Annotated in this window: 19 protein-coding genes; 11 read left to right on the forward strand and 8 right to left on the reverse strand. The window is 46.9% G+C overall.

What is annotated here, in order from left to right; genetic code table 11:
- Positions 1–29: 29 nt before the first annotated feature.
- Positions 30–1,850, reverse strand: a complete 1,821-nt coding sequence (locus tag IQ294_RS13190) for an LTA synthase family protein (RefSeq protein WP_203334518.1) — start codon at positions 1,848–1,850, stop codon at positions 30–32.
- A gap of 201 nt (positions 1,851–2,051) precedes the next feature.
- Here IQ294_RS13190 and IQ294_RS13195 point away from each other — a divergent pair, with 201 nt between their 5' ends.
- Positions 2,052–2,609: a methyltransferase family protein gene (locus tag IQ294_RS13195; protein WP_203334519.1), complete on the forward strand. Its 558-nt coding sequence runs from the start codon at positions 2,052–2,054 to the stop codon at positions 2,607–2,609.
- A 19-nt stretch (positions 2,610–2,628) separates the two neighbouring features.
- Positions 2,629–3,087, forward strand: coding sequence for a hypothetical protein (locus IQ294_RS13200; protein ID WP_203334520.1), 459 nt, complete (start codon positions 2,629–2,631; stop codon positions 3,085–3,087).
- A gap of 67 nt (positions 3,088–3,154) precedes the next feature.
- Here the strand turns inward: IQ294_RS13200 and IQ294_RS13205 are convergent, their stop codons facing one another.
- Entirely contained in the window at positions 3,155–4,171 is a 1,017-nt protein-coding gene (locus IQ294_RS13205) for an STAS domain-containing protein (RefSeq protein ID WP_203334521.1), read from the reverse strand.
- A gap of 232 nt (positions 4,172–4,403) precedes the next feature.
- On the opposite strand from IQ294_RS13205, the gene IQ294_RS13210 reads away from it, so the two are divergent.
- On the forward strand, positions 4,404–4,907 hold the full coding sequence (locus IQ294_RS13210; RefSeq protein WP_203334522.1) for a VOC family protein: 504 nt from the start codon (positions 4,404–4,406) through the stop codon (positions 4,905–4,907).
- A gap of 67 nt (positions 4,908–4,974) precedes the next feature.
- Here IQ294_RS13210 and msrB read toward each other — a convergent pair whose 3' ends face one another.
- The 3 genes from msrB to IQ294_RS13225 all read right to left on the reverse strand — a co-directional run bounded on the left by msrB (position 4,975) and on the right by IQ294_RS13225 (position 7,354).
- Positions 4,975–6,099, reverse strand: a complete 1,125-nt coding sequence (gene msrB, locus IQ294_RS13215; protein ID WP_203334523.1) for a peptide-methionine (R)-S-oxide reductase MsrB — start codon at positions 6,097–6,099, stop codon at positions 4,975–4,977.
- Between the two features lie 20 nt (positions 6,100–6,119).
- Entirely contained in the window at positions 6,120–6,644 is a 525-nt protein-coding gene (locus IQ294_RS13220) for a TlpA disulfide reductase family protein (protein WP_203334524.1), read from the reverse strand.
- 197 nt (positions 6,645–6,841) lie between these two features.
- Positions 6,842–7,354 carry an NUDIX hydrolase gene (locus IQ294_RS13225; protein ID WP_203334525.1) on the reverse strand — a complete coding sequence of 171 codons (513 nt, stop codon included), beginning with the start codon at positions 7,352–7,354 and terminating at the stop codon, positions 6,842–6,844.
- A gap of 134 nt (positions 7,355–7,488) precedes the next feature.
- Between IQ294_RS13225 and IQ294_RS13230 the strand changes: the two genes are divergently transcribed.
- From IQ294_RS13230 to IQ294_RS13240, 3 genes are all read left to right on the forward strand, one after another.
- Complete coding sequence (locus tag IQ294_RS13230) at positions 7,489–7,980, forward strand: hypothetical protein (RefSeq protein WP_203334526.1); 492 nt, start codon at positions 7,489–7,491, stop codon at positions 7,978–7,980.
- A gap of 21 nt (positions 7,981–8,001) precedes the next feature.
- Positions 8,002–8,385 (forward strand): VOC family protein, encoded by a 384-nt coding sequence (locus IQ294_RS13235; protein ID WP_203334527.1) that lies wholly within the window; start codon positions 8,002–8,004, stop codon positions 8,383–8,385.
- 163 nt (positions 8,386–8,548) lie between these two features.
- Complete coding sequence (locus tag IQ294_RS13240; RefSeq protein WP_203334528.1) at positions 8,549–9,352, forward strand: SDR family NAD(P)-dependent oxidoreductase; 804 nt, start codon at positions 8,549–8,551, stop codon at positions 9,350–9,352.
- Between the two features lie 74 nt (positions 9,353–9,426).
- Here IQ294_RS13240 and IQ294_RS13245 read toward each other — a convergent pair whose 3' ends face one another.
- Together IQ294_RS13245 and IQ294_RS13250 are read right to left on the reverse strand one after the other, a co-directional pair.
- Positions 9,427–10,371: a sugar phosphate isomerase/epimerase family protein gene (locus tag IQ294_RS13245; RefSeq protein WP_203334529.1), complete on the reverse strand. Its 945-nt coding sequence runs from the start codon at positions 10,369–10,371 to the stop codon at positions 9,427–9,429.
- 40 nt (positions 10,372–10,411) lie between these two features.
- Entirely contained in the window at positions 10,412–11,266 is an 855-nt protein-coding gene (locus tag IQ294_RS13250; protein WP_203334530.1) for a GNAT family N-acetyltransferase, read from the reverse strand.
- Positions 11,267–11,438: 172 nt separating this feature from the next.
- Between IQ294_RS13250 and IQ294_RS13255 the strand changes: the two genes are divergently transcribed.
- The 4 genes from IQ294_RS13255 (at position 11,439) to IQ294_RS13270 (ending at position 14,867) form a co-directional block, all read left to right on the forward strand.
- Positions 11,439–12,173, forward strand: coding sequence for a phosphatase PAP2 family protein (locus IQ294_RS13255; RefSeq protein ID WP_203334531.1), 735 nt, complete (start codon positions 11,439–11,441; stop codon positions 12,171–12,173).
- A gap of 50 nt (positions 12,174–12,223) precedes the next feature.
- Positions 12,224–13,093, forward strand: a complete 870-nt coding sequence (locus IQ294_RS13260) for a PPK2 family polyphosphate kinase (protein WP_203334532.1) — start codon at positions 12,224–12,226, stop codon at positions 13,091–13,093.
- Positions 13,094–13,577: 484 nt separating this feature from the next.
- Positions 13,578–14,423 carry a YitT family protein gene (locus tag IQ294_RS13265; protein WP_203334533.1) on the forward strand — a complete coding sequence of 282 codons (846 nt, stop codon included), beginning with the start codon at positions 13,578–13,580 and terminating at the stop codon, positions 14,421–14,423.
- Positions 14,424–14,585: 162 nt separating this feature from the next.
- Positions 14,586–14,867 (forward strand): hypothetical protein, encoded by a 282-nt coding sequence (locus IQ294_RS13270; RefSeq protein ID WP_203334534.1) that lies wholly within the window; start codon positions 14,586–14,588, stop codon positions 14,865–14,867.
- A 54-nt stretch (positions 14,868–14,921) separates the two neighbouring features.
- Here IQ294_RS13270 and cysK read toward each other — a convergent pair whose 3' ends face one another.
- Complete coding sequence (gene cysK, locus IQ294_RS13275) at positions 14,922–15,839, reverse strand: cysteine synthase A (protein WP_203334535.1); 918 nt, start codon at positions 15,837–15,839, stop codon at positions 14,922–14,924.
- 237 nt (positions 15,840–16,076) lie between these two features.
- Here cysK and IQ294_RS13280 point away from each other — a divergent pair, with 237 nt between their 5' ends.
- Positions 16,077–17,513 (forward strand): amidase, encoded by a 1,437-nt coding sequence (locus IQ294_RS13280; protein WP_238942833.1) that lies wholly within the window; start codon positions 16,077–16,079, stop codon positions 17,511–17,513.
- Positions 17,514–17,611: the final 98 nt, after the last annotated feature.

The following is a 17,611-nucleotide window of genomic DNA, read 5'->3' on the forward strand; positions in this document are numbered from 1 at the left end:
TCTTCATGGCCTCTTTAATGTATTATTTTTCATTCCTGCCGGATCCGCTCCAGCGCATTTTCGTGGATGATTAAATCAGACAGCCGCAATTGCGCAGAAGCTTCCTCGATTGCGCCTTCACAATTTTCAAGCGCTGCCGGATTTCCAATGACGGTCGAATGGCAGACACCGCTGCCGATCGGTTCAGTAAGGTCGGGTTCATAATAATAATCGCCATAGCGGAATGAACCGTTTCTGAACACTGTGATGTTGTCCTCACCATCCAGCAATGAATTGCCAAGCATATAAGGTGGGTCGATGCCGATCAAATCGAGTATGGTCGGTGCAATATCGATTTGGCCGCCGACGCTGTCATTGATGTCACCCGTATCAATACCTGGGACTTTGATGAACAAGGGGACACCGTGATCCAGTTCGAATAGATCGACAGTATTTACAGCACCCGCATCTATCGCCAGTTCCGTTCCTTGATGCGTCAAGCCACTGTCGTGGTCCCCGTAGAAAACGATGATTGAATCATCCCATAATCCCTCTTCTTTTAACTGGCCGACCATTTCGCCCACCGCTTCATCGACGTAATGGACGGTGTGGTAATAACCTTTCACCAAGTCATCTTCATAGCCGCTCAGATCCAGTTTTTCCAGGTCCTCCGGAAATTCATAAGGGGTGTGGCTGGTCAGGGCAACCATGAAAGCAAAGAAAGGTTCTTCAAGTCCGGCAGCATATGCAGTGGATTCAGCGAGAAAATCCTTGTCGTTTAATGCCATGCCGATTTTCTCATCATCTGTAAAGTCTTCCTCGCTGTAAAACTTATCGATGCCGATATTGTTATAAAACACATCCCGATTCCAGAAAGTTTTATCGTAGGCATGCATGGCAGCCGTATTGTAGCCATATCGCTGGAGATGGGCAGGCAGGCCATCGAAGTCATTGTCGCCGTATTGGGTATAGACTGAACCTGATTTCACCGGATACATGGAAGTGAGTGTCAAAAATTCTGCATCGGATGTTCGGCCTTCATGAGTCTGATGATAAAAATTGGGAAAGTAGAGGGTTTCATCTTTCAACCGATTCAGATGAGGAGTCAGCTCCTGACCAGCCACTTTCTGTCCGATGACCGAAGCCTGGAATGATTCCAGCTGGACGACGATGACATTCGGCAGGGTTTCAGGAATTTCCGCCGCTTCTATTTTAGGTACTGCATCGGTCAATAAATCCAGTTGATCATCAGATAAGCCGCTGCCGCCTGTAAGACGTGCAGCTCCCTTCAATAGATCAGCGCCGTGATAACCCCAAAATCCAAGCTGATAATATTCCCGCATGTTCGAAATCGGATTATCCACTAGCCACTCTTCTTTTTGCCAATAGCTCCAGGCGAGCGGAATGGAAAAAACGATCAAACCGGCAGCGAGTCCGCTGCCTGCAAGCTGCAATCTTTTCGTGAGGGGAAGTGTTGCGGTCTTTTTACGAAAGAAGAAAAGTGCCGATGAAAATAGGATGAGGTCTGTAAAGAACAAAAGATCCTTCCAGGCTACAAGTGTCATAAATCCACCGCCAACACTGCTCATTTGCGGAATGTCGGCAATCAGCATCACGCTGAGCAGGTCTTCGAAGTAGCGGTAATACCAGATATTCGAAACGATCAATGTGCTGTGAAGAAACAGCAGGGACAACAGCACCCATCTTCGGGTTCTGGCTTTCAGCATTAACGTCCAGCTCGACAGGACTAAAACGGACGCCAGGTTCACGATGAAAAATCCGAAAGAAAACCCGGTGTCCGTATAAACGCTGAACAGGAACAATTTAAACATGGATATCGCCAAATAGATGGCGTAATCGATAAATTTCATTCTGGGGGCACCTCCACAAACACAAATAAGAAACTCTTATCTACTAAGTACCTCTTTTCAGCGAAGCGAAAACATTAATCCGGGGGCATTGGGGTATGGAAAAAGAAACGCAGAAGGCGCAAGAACGCCAGGCTTAGGAATTGTAATATTACAGAATTATCTATAAAATCGATTATGTAAATAGAAAGGCTGAGATTGATCATGACTGTATTGGACTGGATTTTCACAGGTGTGGCAGCAATTTGGGTTTTTGAATTCATCTTATTCCGAAACCGGGGGACAACAGCGGAAGATCCACTGGAAAAACGCTCTTTCGGCTTAATCTTTTCCGCACTTGCAGGTACTATTGCAGCAGCGGCGTTGATCGGGGAAATGCGATTTATTGAACAGGCGGAACCCTGGCTGAAAGCACTCGGATTACTTCTTTTTACGGCTGGTGTATTTTTGCGGTATTGGGGAATCCTTCATCTGAAAGCGCAATTTACACGTCACGTAACCGTGCAAAAAGGAGATGGCATTGTGAGTTCAGGCCCATACCGAAGATTGCGGCATCCGCTATACACGGCCCTGTTATTGATTGCAGTCGGCATGGCTCTGTTTTTCCAGAGCATCGCCGCTGCAATTATCGGAGGCGCTTTGGTCGCATGGGTACTGACGAAACGGATGGACGGTGAAGAGGCTATGCTCATTGCGGAATTTGGCGAGGAATACCGGGAATGGATGAAGAAGCGTGCCAGGCTTCTCCCGTTCATCTATTAAGTGAAAGTGAGTGGTGTGAGTGAATTTGCCTTATGGAGTAAGCGGTTTTTATAATTCAGCAGAGGAAAAACCGCCGGAAATGGACATCAGCAAATACAAGGAATTCTGTTACAGCCTCGCGAGAAGTTTGGATGGTGAATTACTGGGGTTCAGCGATTCATTGTATCCGGCCAATTTCTGTAAAGCGGATTTTAAACTGCCTTCCAGCGCGGTCTCACTTGTCATGAATAAACATTATCCGATTCTTGCATTTGCTGCAGCGGTGGATGCGGTTAAAATTGAGTTTATCGATTTTTCAACCGGAAATGCAGTGGTGCCGGATGGTTTCACTGTGCTCCGGCCAGCAACCCTGGAGACGCAAGTTCCTGAAAACCTGGAATATTTGCCTCCGAATCATCTGAATCAGGGGGAGCTGGAACAAATCAAATACTGGAAGCCGGAAACCATCGGTCAAATCATTTTCAATTTTTGGGATTGAACCGATGAACAGGAAAGCGCCGCTTCAGCTTAATGCTGAAGAGGCGCTTTTTCTTTTGGAACATTGTTCAGACAATTTGTCTGCCGCTTTTTCCGAGCGCGTAATAGATACCGTGCTGGAGACTTTGCAAGCATTCGAATTTTTTCAGGCTGTTTTCGGATTGGACGATCACCATCGCGAGTTCCGGTGACACACCGACCAGGATCGTTTCAATACCGAGCATGCGTGCTGCTGCCCCGAGCTTATCGATGAGTCTTGCTGTGTGAACGGAAATATGTTTATGCAAACCTGTCAGATCCAGCAGTAAGAACTGGGCTTGATGTTTCGGCAATTGGCTCAATGTATTGAAGATAAGGTCTTCAGACCGGTCTTCATCATAACTGCCGATCATTGGCACAACCACTATTTTTTCAAGCACCGGGATGATCGGTGATGAAAGCTCTTTGACCAGATTTTGGAGCATCTTGGTTTTATCGTCCACCATCCGTTCGAGTTCCTTGATCTTCTGGGCTTCCTGCTTTCTGGACATTTCGTGGATATTGGACTGCACAGTTACTTCTGAAGGGTAATATTCCACGACGCTGCAGGGGTTTTCATTGTTTTGATAGTGAATAATCTTATACCAGAAATTGGTGCCGAACAGCCCGGTGAATACGCCGGCATAATGGGAGGGAACAAAAATCCCTTCCAGCTCTTTTTGCTTCAGCTGATTCATTTTATATTCCCAATCATCCTGGATATGGAGGGTGAAATGTTTGGTTTCCTCATCCATTTCGACGATTTTCACTTTCCCCCATCCAGCGGGGGCATATGTATTGGAAATCCAGTCAACGACATTGGAAGTGTTGATGTTCTTCATTTTCTTGAATTCACTGCCTACCACTACGCCTTGCCGGAAGCCTGTCGTTTCAAGCACAAGCTTTGTCGCTTCCATTCCTGAAATGTCCCGTATCGACTCGAAGAAGGTTTCCATGGCCGTCGTCCAGAAAAAGACGACATCGCCACCATCAAATAATACTTCACCTGTTTCCAGATCCCATTTTAAATCCACGTCACCGACAGTGATTTGTTTTTTCATCATCATTCTCGATCCTCCGATTTGCTGTAATTCCATTTTGCTTGCTAAACCTGAAATCATGACTTTATCAAAGTGAATAAGTTCTCTATCGTATTCCCTGAATACGGTGAGATTAAGCACGCAGACCAATAAAAATTTATTTCATCGGCACTGGGCAATTTATTATGAAGGAACGTGATTGCCGGATGTCGAAATACAACATGATGCATGATTGAACAAAACAAGGAGGCAGAATGAAATGGAAGGGGAAATCCAGAAAATCAGGCCTAATTTTTGGTTCGACATGAATGCGGAGGAAGCGGTTAATTTTTATCTTTCAGTCTTTAAGAATTCGAGCATTGGAAGAATCACACGGTATACCGATGAAGGCAGGGAAATTCATGGCATGCCGGAAGGAACGGTCATGACGGTTGAATTTGAACTGGAGGGCCAACAGTATATTGCATTGAACGGGGGAGACCAGTTCAAGTTCAATGAAGCGGTTTCCTTACTCATCAATTGTGAGTCACAGGATGAAGTGGATTATTACTGGGACAGGCTGAAGGAAGGCGGCGACGAAAATGCGCAGGTCTGCGGCTGGCTGAAAGACAAGTTCGGAGTGTCCTGGCAAGTCGTGCCAAGGGAATTGGACGATATGATGGCATCCAAAGACATTGATAAGGCAAAACGCGTGACCCGGGCGATGCTGCAGATGAAGAAACTGGATCTCAACGAATTACGGAAGGCTTATGAAGGGCGGTAGCCCCAACTGAGGAGACAAAGGAAGAAGCGGCACACTCAATCAGAATGTGCCGCTTCTTTCTGTTCATTTAATTTTCAACAAGGCTGCTCAAATAGCCATAGCCTTCTGCTTCCATGTCAGCAGCAGGGATGAACAGGATGGATGCACTGTTGATGCAATAACGCAGGCCGCCTTCGTCTTTCGGGCCGTCATTGAACACGTGGCCAAGGTGGCTGTCGCCGGCCCGGCTGCGGACTTCGGTGCGTTTCATATTGAAGCTTGTATCGACATGCTCCGTAACGACTTCCGGTTCGATCGGTTTTGTAAAACTTGGCCAGCCGCATTTCGAATCGTATTTATCGGCTGAAGAGAACAGCGGCTCGCCGGTTGCGACATCGACATAGAGGCCGGGTTCGTAATTATCCCAGTATTCATTGGAATAGGCGGTTTCGGTATCATCTTTTTGCGTCACATTATACTGAGCTTCCGTCAATGTCGCTTTCAGCTCTTCATCACTCGGCTTCGGATAATCCGCGGGATCGATCAAAGCGGGAATTTCCTGGTCTTCAAGCGAATCAAATTCGATGTGGCAATAGCCATCCGGATTCTTTTCAAGATAATCCTGATGATATTCTTCCGCAAGATAATAATGTTCCAGCGGTTCGACTTCCGTCACGATCGGTTTGTCGTAGCGCTCAGCTTCAGCGGCCACCACTCCTTCGATAACAGCACGCTCCACTTCATCCCCGTAGTAAACGCCGGTACGATATTGCGTCCCTTTATCATTACCCTGCTGATTCAACAGCGTCGGGTCGATGATGATGAAGAATTGGCTGACTAGACTTTCCAGATCGATGCGCTCGGGATCGTATTGAACGTGGACCGCTTCTGCATGCCCTGTGTTTTGATAGAGCACTTCCTGATAAGTCGGGTCTTCAGTGTTGCCGTTGGCGTAGCCGGAAGTTACGTCATAAACGCCGTAAACACGTTCCATGTAAGCTTCGACTCCCCAGAAGCAGCCGCCTGCAAACCAGATATCTTTCAGGTTCTCCGTCTCGAATTCCAGATTCTTATTCGGATTGTCCGGGAAACGGGACGTGCTTTCCGATAGATCCGCTGCCGCGTTTCCGGCCGTGCTGTTTGTACCCGGAACCGAACAGGCAGTTAACAGAAGCAGAAGAAACAGCAGGAGCAGTGAGAGTTTGGACTTCATGACTGGCCGGGCTCCTTTCATTATTGGATGTTGTCAAAGGTTTCATAAATCTGTTCATTGCTCATATGGCCGGACTGGCTTTTCACCATGACACCGTCGGAACCGATAAATACGGATGTCGGGTAGCCGATGATGCCGTAGTCTTCAAAAGCAGGGCCGCCTTCATCCAATAAAACCTGGATATTTTCTGTATTGTTGACGCCTTCAAACCATTTGGCAAATGACTCGTTGCTTTTCTCTGCATTCGAATCGGGTGATACGATGGTCAAAACCTCAAATTCAGGGTCTTCTCCGGCAAGCAGATTCAATTCATCCATGCCGGCGAGACAAATCGAGCACCAGGATGCCCAAAATTTAATATAGACTTTTTGCCCTTCATAGTCAGACAGATCGTGTGTATTGCCCTGCAAATCCATCAGTTGAAACTCCGGTGCTGGTTTGCCATCGTTCAGTTGACCGGCACCGGAAATGGCTTCGCCGGCAGAACAGGCAGACAGCACGAATAGAAGGAGGATGAAAATGGGGAGAGTCTTTAATCGTTTCATGGATGATCACCTGTTTTCTGTTGGATGTAAATGCTTTGATCTAAACCTGTCAAAGTGCAGTATTCTTATTACCCATATCATATAGCGAAAAAAGGCAGAAAGATATTCTATTGTCTCAGGTGGGGAGTAAATGGGTCGATGGGTGTGATATGTTCGGCAAATAAAAAGACGCTTCCTGGTTGGAAACGTCATGCAGATTAGCCGTTGATCATTTTTTGCAGATCTTCCTGATACAGTTGGCATCTTTCCATAACATTGGGCACTGTCAGCCCCATTTCATCCATTTTGCGAAGTTCTTCGAAAGTCACAAATTGCGCATCGCAGACTTCGCCTGGTTGAAGCTTCATGGATGATGGATCGATCAATTCCTGCGAACGCCAGATATAACTGTCGCGGAAATAATGTCCATACTTGATTTCTCCGATTTTCATCAATTGACCGGCTGATGCGACCAGTCCGGTTTCTTCCTCGAGTTCCCGAGCGGCACCTTCAGCGCTTGTTTCGCCGGCAGTGATTGAACCGCCTGTAATTTCCCACATTAACGGATAGGTTTTCAGCGGATCCCGCTTCGTCAAAAGGATTCGCCCATCGGCATTGATTGTATAGATCTCCACCACTATATGAAAGTCGCCAGGCGTCAATTCAACTCCGCGGAGATGGGTTCTGCCGGTCATATTTCTATTTTCATCTACTAGATCCCAATATTCCATAGCCATCACTCCCATTAGATGAGTATAGAGAATAAGCATGAAATTTGAAAGGTGTAATCTGGAATTTTTGTGTGAAAATGGAGCAGGTTTATCAAAAGAAAATGTCGAATAAGAATCACGGAGGGGGAGAGAAAATGACCAGAAAAGAAAATGCAATCGGAAAAGCGCTTCAAGTGATTGGAGCCATAATCGTTATCGCTTACACATTCCGAGCGTTCTCGGTTATAGGAGACTTTGGCGGAGGTGCCGGCTTTGACGTGTTCCTGCAGGGACTGATCATCGGGATGCTGCTGATCGGCTTCGGGGAAGTGATCTTATTGATGCAGGGTCTTTTCAATCAGCGCGAACCATTCCGGCCTGTGGAAGACACGGAAACGACCAGAAGAGGAACATTGGCGAAAACAAGTGAAGATACAGTTTCGCTGGAAACTCGCAATCGGATCATGGAACATTATGCGAAACTCGATCTGATTGTCGATGACATCGAGGCGACACCTTATGACGGCTACATGATTGTCCATCACGATGGAACGCGCGATATTGTCGACTTGAATAATTGGGAAGTGGAAATTCTTTCGGATAAGGCATTGAGGAACCAGCCGGAATTACGCGGGTTGATAGAATAGGATAGATTGGAGGAGCAGCAAATGTTCACATTTGAACACGTAGCGATCATGGTCAAAAACATGGATGAGTCCATTCACTTCTATGAGCAGGTTTTTGGTTTTGAAGTCCGGTTCAGGAAAAAACGGGCTGACAGGGAAATGACTTTTCTCTATATGAAAAATGCCCCGGAAATTGAGATCGAACTCATCCAGGACATCGATCCGGTTGGTGAGTACCATACGACCGGTGTAGTGCATCATTTGGCTTTTCGTGTCGAAAATCTGGAGAATGCCCTCGATTATGTCAATGAAAACAGCAGCTTGGCCGTATCGGCGGAAGTCAAACCGGCGGGAGAAGGAAGAATGGTCCTTTTTGAAGGCCTAAACGGAGAAATCCTGCAATTGATAGAGAAGACATCTGCATAAACATAATCCGCCTGAAAGCAAAAGGAGATGTCGCCAGTGGACATCTTCTTTTTTTTGCTCATCGGCAGTCACTCGGCATCTCCGCAACGAAACTCCCATTGTCACAGGTTTGAGCCATTTCCTGAAGGGAAAAGAGGCGTAAAACCATACAGGAGGAGATTTTATGAGGACTTTATTCGCTGAAGATGCACTGGCACATAAACATGTTCTCATCACGGGAGCGACTGGCGGCATCGGCCGCGAAACAGCGAAAGTGGTGGCCGCTATGGGGGCGAAAGTGACGATTACCGGAAGAGATGAGGAAAAACTGAATGCCTTGGCAGAGGAATTGGGGGAAATGACGGATAAGGATAAAATTTACGTTCAACCCGCAGACCTCACTCAATCCGAAGACAGATTGAAATTGATCGCAAATGCAGAAGAAGCGCATGGATTCATCAATGGCCTTGTCAATTCTGCCGGGGTTGCGGGCGGCAAAACAGTGGAAGAGTTGGGTGAGGAATTCATCGAGAAGCTGATGAACTTGAATTATAAATGTACCTTCCTGCTGACACAGGAAATTTACAGGAAAATGATGGAGCAAAAAGAAGGGGATATCGTCAATTTGGCGAGCCTTTCGGGATTGCGGGGAACCCATGGCAACACTGCCTATGCGGCGAGCAAGTTTGCAGTGGTCGGCTGGACGCAGTCGATGGCGCTTGAAGCGATTGAACATGGCATCCGCGTCAATGCAGTGTGTCCGGGCTATGTCGATACGGAAATGGCGCGCAACAGCATTCGCAGAAAAGCGGAGCGAAAAGGCATTTCTTTTGAAGAAGGCATGAAGGAAGCGGAAAGCACCATTCCTTCCGGGCGAATTTCAACACCGCAGGAAGTCGCGAATACGATCGCTTTTCTACTAACGGATGCGGCGGTGAATATCGTCGGTGAGTCCGTCAAGATTTCAGGCGGAAGTGTGATGCGTTAACATACACTGCGAAAAGAATTTTAAAAACCAGTCCAAAGAGCAGGCAATCCGAGATGATGCGGGTTGCCGGCTCTTTATCCTTTCCCCATGGCTGCCTTCAGGTTTTCAACAGCTTTGTCGACGCCTTCGTCAATCGACAGGAGTCCGTCTTCGTGTTCAATGCTTACAGCATCGTCGTAACCGGACAGCTGCAAGGCGTGGATGATAGCGGCCCAGGTTTTTTGTCCGTGTCCGAGACCGACTGTCCGGAAATGCCAGGCGCGTTCCCGGGGAGCGGTATGTTCCGTCATGTCCGTCCAACCATTGCGGTTCAGGTTCTCCGAATTGACAGCCGTGTCTTTTGCGTGGAAATGATGGATGGCGTTCTCACGGCCGAGAAGATGAATCGCAGCAACCGGATCGATTCCTTGCCACCACATATGGCTCGGATCAAAATTGGCGCCGATTGACGCACCGCATGCCTGGCGTAATTTCAATAAAGTCGCAGGTGTATGGACAGAAAAACCGCCATGCATTTCAATGCCGACCTTTACCCCGAGGGATACAGCCAGGTCATTTTTTTCTTTCCAGTAAGGGATCAATTTTTCATTCCATTGCCATTTCAGGATTTTCTGGAAATCTTCCGGCCAGGCGGCGACTGGCCAATTCGGGTAAAGCGCATTTTCGTGATCGCCTGGACATCCGGAAAATGTGTTGACGACAGGGATGCCGAGTCTGGAGGCAAGACGAAGAGTGTTATCGAATAATGCATCAGCTTCCCGGGCACTCTTCTGCTGCGGATGGAGCGGATTAGCGTGGCAGCTTAATGAACTGATGCTCAACCCGTACGCATCTATCGTTTGCCTGAAACGCTGGAGTTTACCGTTATCGCCCAATAACTCTTCCGGTTTGCAATGGGCATCTCCGGGGTAGCCGCCTGTTCCGAGTTCGATCGCTTCAATTCCTTTGGAGGAAACATAATGCAGCATTTCGTCAAAACTAAGTTCGGAGAATAAAGTTGTGAAAATACCCAGCTTCATCTGACGCATCCCCTTTCTTCATATTCAACAGCATTTGCTCTTACCGGCTTTTGCCGAATAGGATCCAGGGAGAGGGCAGGGAAAAGGGATGATTGTCCGGGAGGCTTGCAGCCTGCTGTTTTGTCAGGTCCATCCAAATCCGCAATCCTGGAGAAAACTCCTTTGAAAGTTCATCCCGCGCAAAAGAAATCGTATCCCAAAGGCCATCTTGCTCCATCACATCTCCAAAAGGGTAGATCGCATGCAGGAAATTATATTTCTTCACATCATGTTTGGTGATGAGGACACGGTCGCCTTTATCATTTTCAAAAAACCGCCACCCCGCGACTTTTGCATCTTCGAACATTTCTTCCGTAGCAGGGAAAGGATAATAGCATTCATAAGGAAAAACAGCGGAAGATTCTACATACAGCCGCCTGAGCCATTGCCTTTTAGCAGAGATGCTGTCGACCGGTTTCCAGACAGCCTGTCCTTTCTCCAGGCCGGAAAGTGTTCTGGCGCTGGCACCATAACTGATATGATGTTCAGTCAATCCGATTTTCTTCAGTACGCGCTGGGCAGGGATGTTCTCTTCCTGCGTGTTAGCGCCCACCCAGTTGATCTCGGGCATTTTGAAGGCTTCTTCCATCACTTTTTTCATCAAGTGGGTGGACAGGTCATTGCCCCGGAAGCGCAGATCGCTGCGCATACGGCCGAGCATGGCATATTGTTTGGCAAATACCGTTAACCCGCCGACGCTGACAAGCTGATCATTTGAAAAAAGTCCGAAAAGTTTATTGTTGCCGGTGGAGATCCGCTCAAATACGCGGATGACGTAATCATCTTCGATGCCGGTTTCCATCGCTTGAAGGCTGGGTAAATCTTCTTTTGTCAAAGCACGGATCAGTTTTTCCATCTATGTGCACTCCCTGCTGCTCGATATTTCTTTCTATTATAAACATCCGGTAATCATATCGCATTCAAGAAGGGCAGTGACGGCGAATCTTTTTTTATTCATTCTTTATTGGCATAAGGGTCCCGTTCTTCGGGTATATAACTGGATATAAAAAAATTGGGGAGCCGGTACGATGGTTAATGACAATAAGAAGGTCGGCATCGCTGTCTTGCTGTTGCTCAGCGGACTGGCGATTGCCGGAGCCTTCAGCATTCTTTTTGCCGAGCTGGCAGATGAAGTGATGAGCCAGGAGTTTGGATTATTCGACAATTTCATCATCCGGCTGGTAATGGTGAATCAAAGTGAAACGATGGACGTCATCATGTTTCTTATCACAGAAACAGGTTCGGTCTGGTTTCTGGCATCAATGACCGTGATCGGGGTAGCATGGCTCTGGTTCAAGTCAAAAGACCGGTGGAGTGCCTTGTTTTTTGCCATCACGGTGGCAGGTGGCGGATTATTGAACAGCGCACTGAAAAACTTATACGGGAGGGAGCGGCCATCGATCAATGAAGCGATTGACGCAACCGGCTACAGTTTTCCCAGCGGCCATTCGATGGGGGCAATCACGTTGTATGGATTTTTGATTTTCCTGGTCATCCGGGGCCATCAGAAAGAATGGGTCAAGTGGACAATTTCGATCAGCCTAGCCGTATTGGTGCTGCTCATCGGCGGCAGCCGCGTCTACTTGGGTGCCCATTATCCAAGTGATGTCGTGGCAGGCTTTATCGGCGGTCTGGTTTGGCTGCTGCTTTGCATCATCGCCCTCGAATGGATCAATTGGCAAACCGGAAACGGCATAAAACCGGTAAAAGGCATCCGGAACCTGCTGCGTTCCGGACTGCGCCTGACGCGGAAATCAGCATAGAGAATGCGGCAGTCATCATGACAAAACTTTCATAAATGGAGGCATTTACTATGGACATTGAAAAATACCGTGTAAAATCAGATCGGCCGATCCAATTGGCTGATTTCAATACATCCGATGATACTAAACCTGATGAAAAAGAGCTTGAAGAAAAACTTCTGCCGGAAGCGGTCCGGACCTTAAAGGATCTTCACCTGAAATTGAATGCCGAAGAAGAAAAGGGCATATTGGTAGTCCTGCAAGCCATGGATGCGGCAGGTAAGGATGAAGCGATTTCCTATATTTTCTCGAATCTGAATGCGCAGGGAATGAAGGTTTTGACGCTCGGGAAACCGACGGATCGGGAATTGAGCCACGATTACCTCTGGCGGATCCATGATGGTTTGCCGGCGAGAGGGGAAATCGGCATATTGAACCGTTCCCATTATGAGGAAGTCATCGCTCCGCGTGTCCACGATATTCTGGGGGACGAACCCTTGCCGGAAGAATTGATCGATGAAGAAATCTGGGAAACCCGTTTCCGGCAAATCAATGATTTTGAACGGTATTTAAGTGAGAATGGATTCCCGGTCGTTAAGTTTTTCTTCAACGTATCAAAAGAAGAGCAACGGAAACGGCTATTGGAGCGGATGAAAGACCCGCAGAAAAACTGGGAGTTTTCTTTCAGTGATGTCGAAGAACGCGAGCATTGGGAGGATTATCAGAAAGTCTTCGAAGAAATGTTGAACGGCACATCAACTGATCATGCGCCTTGGTATATTCTGCCGGCAGATGATGAGCAATATTCCCGCTATATCATTTCAGAAGTCATGAATGGATTATTGAAAGAGCTGGATCCGCAATTTCCAGTCATCAGTGAAGAAGAACTAGGGAAACTGCAGGAGTATATCCAAAAGCTCGAGAACGAAGGAAAAGAATAAAACAAAGAGTTGCCGGCTGTAAGAATACTGCATCAGAAAAGCTGCCGGAAACATTATCCGGCAGCTTTTCCTCTATCTTATATCGTGGATTGATAGCGCTTTTGTGCTAGAAGAACAGAAGATTGAGCAGGATGGTCAAAATGACCGACAGAACAATGGATATAAGTAAACTTCCCATACATGATATGCGCATTTGATTTCCACCTTTATGGAGCGTTAGTACCCATCCTTACTCATATTGGGCGAAAGATTAAACAATGAAGAAGGCTTTGATGTTTCAAACTTTTAAGGAGGGATTCCGAAGGATTTAAACGATCTCATGAAACCGAACATAAAACTTGCATTCGCAGCTGCCAATCGACTATAATTTGAAACATTGTGCCCTGAATAACAGGTAAGATCTATTTGCTTTCAAAAGGCCGGATGCATCTGCGCGGCTTTTTTTATTTTGGCCCGGAATTCTATTTGGAAATGAGGTATTATAATGGATAAAATTTATAGCTGGCTGATAATTTTTGCCGGATCTTTACTGCTCGGTTTTGCATTCAATATGTTTTTGCTTCCGCATGAAATCCTGTCAGGCGGGGTGACGGGGATCGCCATGATCTTCAGTCTCATGACACCCATCAATGCGGGTGTCTGGCTGTTCGTCCTGAACATCCCGATTCTGATCATCGGCTGGATGAAACTCGGAAAAATGTTTATCGCCAACAGCATTTTTTCAGTAGCTGTCACATCGGTTTCCATGCTCTACATCCCTGTTATCAAAGTGACGGAAGATGCATTATTATCTTCCGTTTTCGGAGGGGTGCTAGTCGGCATCGGTGTCGGTTTCATCATCCGCTTCTACGGTTCGACAGGTGGCTTTGATGTAGTCGGCCTGCTGCTCACGATGAAGCGCGATATCCCACTCGGTTTTCTGGTGTTTGTACTGAACAGTATGGTGGTATTCGTTTCCGGCTTTATCTTCAACTGGGAACTGGCGATGTATACGATGGCTTCCATCTATATCACTGGTCTTGTTGTTGACCGGATCCATACGCGCCATATCAAGCTCAGCCTGATGGTGGTGACCGGCAAAGGCGATGAAGTCAAACAGCAATTGCTTGAAAACCTTTACCGCGGAATTACGGTGACGGATGGGGAAGGCGCCTATTCAGGCAATAAAGTCAAAGTGCTGTATACGGTCATTTCGCGTTATGAACTGGCATTTGTCCGCCCGCTGATCAAAACGATCGATCCGAATGCGTTCGTCAGCATCAGTGAAACGATGGAAGTCATGGGGAATTTCCGCAAAGATGATAATTTCAAAAAAACTCCGGTGGCATAACCGGACGAAGCCGTTTCTCTTTCATAGGAGAAACGGCTTTTTTTAACACCTGATATAGTCAGGAAGAAAATCATATTCCATTTTATTGAAAAATTGGTATACTGTACTTATCGAATGAAACGGGTCATGGCTTAAGTGGAAAGGGACGGGGGATGGGCTGATATGGTGGAATTCATAATGGAAATGGGTGTCCATGTAACATCATATTTCTTTACATCAAGAAAAAGGCTGGAACAGAACATCAGGACGCTGAAAAAAGAGCCCTGGTTTGCGGAACTGGAAGATGACTTCCGCTATAATCATATGATCTGGAACAACCGCAAAGTGATGCGATATCTGGCATTGAACAACACCGTCGATAAGCTCATCAAGGATGATAATGAAAAGGCCAGGTTCAAAAAACTTCTCGTCTATGAACATGTAAAATTCATCACTGGACCCTAACGGCAAAACGCCGAAACCTTATGCAGGTTTCGGCGTTTTTTCTTGGGATCAGCCTCAATCGAAGAGATTCATGCTCAGGTAACGTTCACCGGTATCAGGCGCTATGCACAGAACTTTTTTTCCAGTACCAAGCCGCTTGGCGATCTCGATGGCAGCATAGATCGTGGCACCGGCAGAAGGACCGACAAAAATTCCTTCTTCCCGCGCTGCCCTGCGGAAGATGTCGATAGCGTCTTCATCTTCGATGGCGAAGATTTCATCATAGATTCCGGTATTTAGGATATCCGGAATAAAGCCGGGGCTAGTGCCGACCAATTTGTGCTTGCCGGGTTTGCCGCCCGATAATACAGGTGAGCCTTTCGGTTCCACGACTGCTATGAACAGTTCAGGTAGCATTTCCTTCAACGCTTCGCCCGTTCCTGTAATCGTGCCGCCGGTTCCAGCTGAAGCGACAAATGCATCGAGGCTGCCCGCCATCTGCTCAAAAATTTCCACGGCAGTCGTAGTGCGGTGGATATCGGGATTGGAAGCATTCTCAAACTGCTGCGGTATAAAGCTGTTCGGAATTTCGGCTTTCAGCTCCAATGCTTTTTTAATAGCTCCTGGCATCTTTTCGTGATCTGGCGTCAGGACCACTTCTGCTCCGAATGCTTTCAATAAATTGATGCGTTCTTTCGTGGCATTGTCAGGCAGCACGAGTATCGCCCGGTAACCTTTTGCAGCTGCAACCATAGCCAGTCCGATGCCGGTATTTCCGCTTGTCGGCTCAATGATGGTTGCGCCTTCTCCAATGATTCCTTGTTCTTCAGCCATATGGATCATATTGAAAGCTGCACGGTCCTTGACGCTTTTTGATGGATTGAACATTTCCAGTTTTACATATACATCGGCGGCACCTTCCGGAACGATGCGATTCAGTTTCACGACGGGTGTGTCACCGATTAATTCTAAGATATTCTCTGCAGGTTTCATGATTGATAACAACCTTTCATAATGGATGGTATATAATTACCTGAAATAAGTGTAGTACACCTGGAGAGGGAACGACAAATCAGAACGCTTTTAAAAGTCCGTATAAGAACCAGCTAAAATGTTGAAGTAATAAGTCCTATTATTTTTTGTTTTTATCATGACCTTTGATTAATCAATATACCTTTATTTGTTAATCAGTAGTATACTTAATTCAATAAATGAATCGGAGGCGTTTGAATGCTTATCACTCCTGAGATAGTTGATGCAGCAGTTCTTGACATGGATGCTTTGGAATTGGCGCAGTGGATCCGTGAGAAGAAAATCTCTTCCAGGAAAGCTGTGGAAATTTATATCGCCCATCTGAATGAAATAAATCCTTCTTTGAATTGTCTGGTGGAGAACCGTTTCGAAGAAGCACTGATGGAAGCGGATCGGGCGGACCATCAGGTGGAGACAGGCCAAGCCACAGGTCTTCTGTCCGGGGTGCCCATCAGTATGAAAGAAGCTTTTGATGTCAAAGGAATGAAAACGACAGGCGGATTGCTCAAGAGAAAAGATGCTGTCATGGACAAGGATGCTGAAGTTGTTCGAAGACTCCGCGCAGAAGGGGCCATCATCCTCGGGAAAAGCAATACGCCGGAATTGTGCTTTTGCCAGGAAACCGACAATAAATTATATGGCCGCACAAATAATCCCCACAATCTTATGCGGACTGCAGGCGGATCGAGTGGCGGTGAAGGCTCCTTGATCGCCGCTGGCGGAGCAGCTGCCGGGCTGGGTTCGGATATCGGAGGGTCGATCCGGTTTCCAAGCCATTTCAATGGGGTCGTCGGTTTTAAATCCGGCAAAGACCAAGTGTCCCAGGATGGAAGCTTTCCTGAAGTGAAAAACGATCTTCAGAACCGGATGCTCGGAATCGGACCGATGACGAAAAGTGTGAAAGACACAAGAGCCATCTACTCGATTATTGCAAAAAAACCGGTGCCAGCGAAAAAGCTTGACGAGTTTATATTGAATACCATTCCTGCCTCCCACTATCCTTTAACGGACGATACGCGTAAGCTCCTCGATGCCGTCGCACGGAAAATCGCATCGGCTTTTGAAAGTGAAGGGGAAATTCCTCCTTATTTTGATGATTCCGCAGGCATCTGGCAAGAGATCATGTCCATCGAAGGTTCAAGTGACGCCCGCAATGAAGTTTATGGAGAAAAATCCCTGAATTTATACAATTCATATTTAAAGGAGCGGCTGACAGGAAAATCCGAAGTGCATCGCTATTTGTCCTGGGCATTGATAGGGGCTTCGCTCTTCAGGCCATCCGGTAAGCGGCTGGTGAAAATGCGGGAATACTTGCATCATGGCGATCATATCCTGGAGAATTATTTTAAAGGTCGGATTCTGATCATGCCGGTCTATCATAAGGCTGCACCTGAACATGGCACCGTTTACAGCGAGATTTTCTCGATCCGGAAGACATTCAAACAATATTTGCCTTATGTTGCATATGCCAACACTTGGGGGCTGCCGGCACTCACGGTTCCATTAGGAACAGACGGGGAAGGCTTGCCGATCGGCATCCAATTGATCAGCAGGAACGGCAATGAGGAAGCGTTGTTCCAACTGGGCGAATGGCTGGAGAAGAATTTCGACTCTTATAAGCGTGCTGTCCTATAGAAGAAACTGAAATCTGTCCCTGATCGGGGCAGATTTTTATGTTTGAAGAGTGATTTCTTGTTCAGTTTCTGGGCAAATAAAAGAATAAAGAGTGAAAT

This window comes from Planococcus beigongshangi (genome assembly GCF_016820495.1).
In the GTDB taxonomy this organism is placed as follows: Bacteria; Bacillota; Bacilli; order Bacillales_A; family Planococcaceae; genus Planococcus; species Planococcus beigongshangi.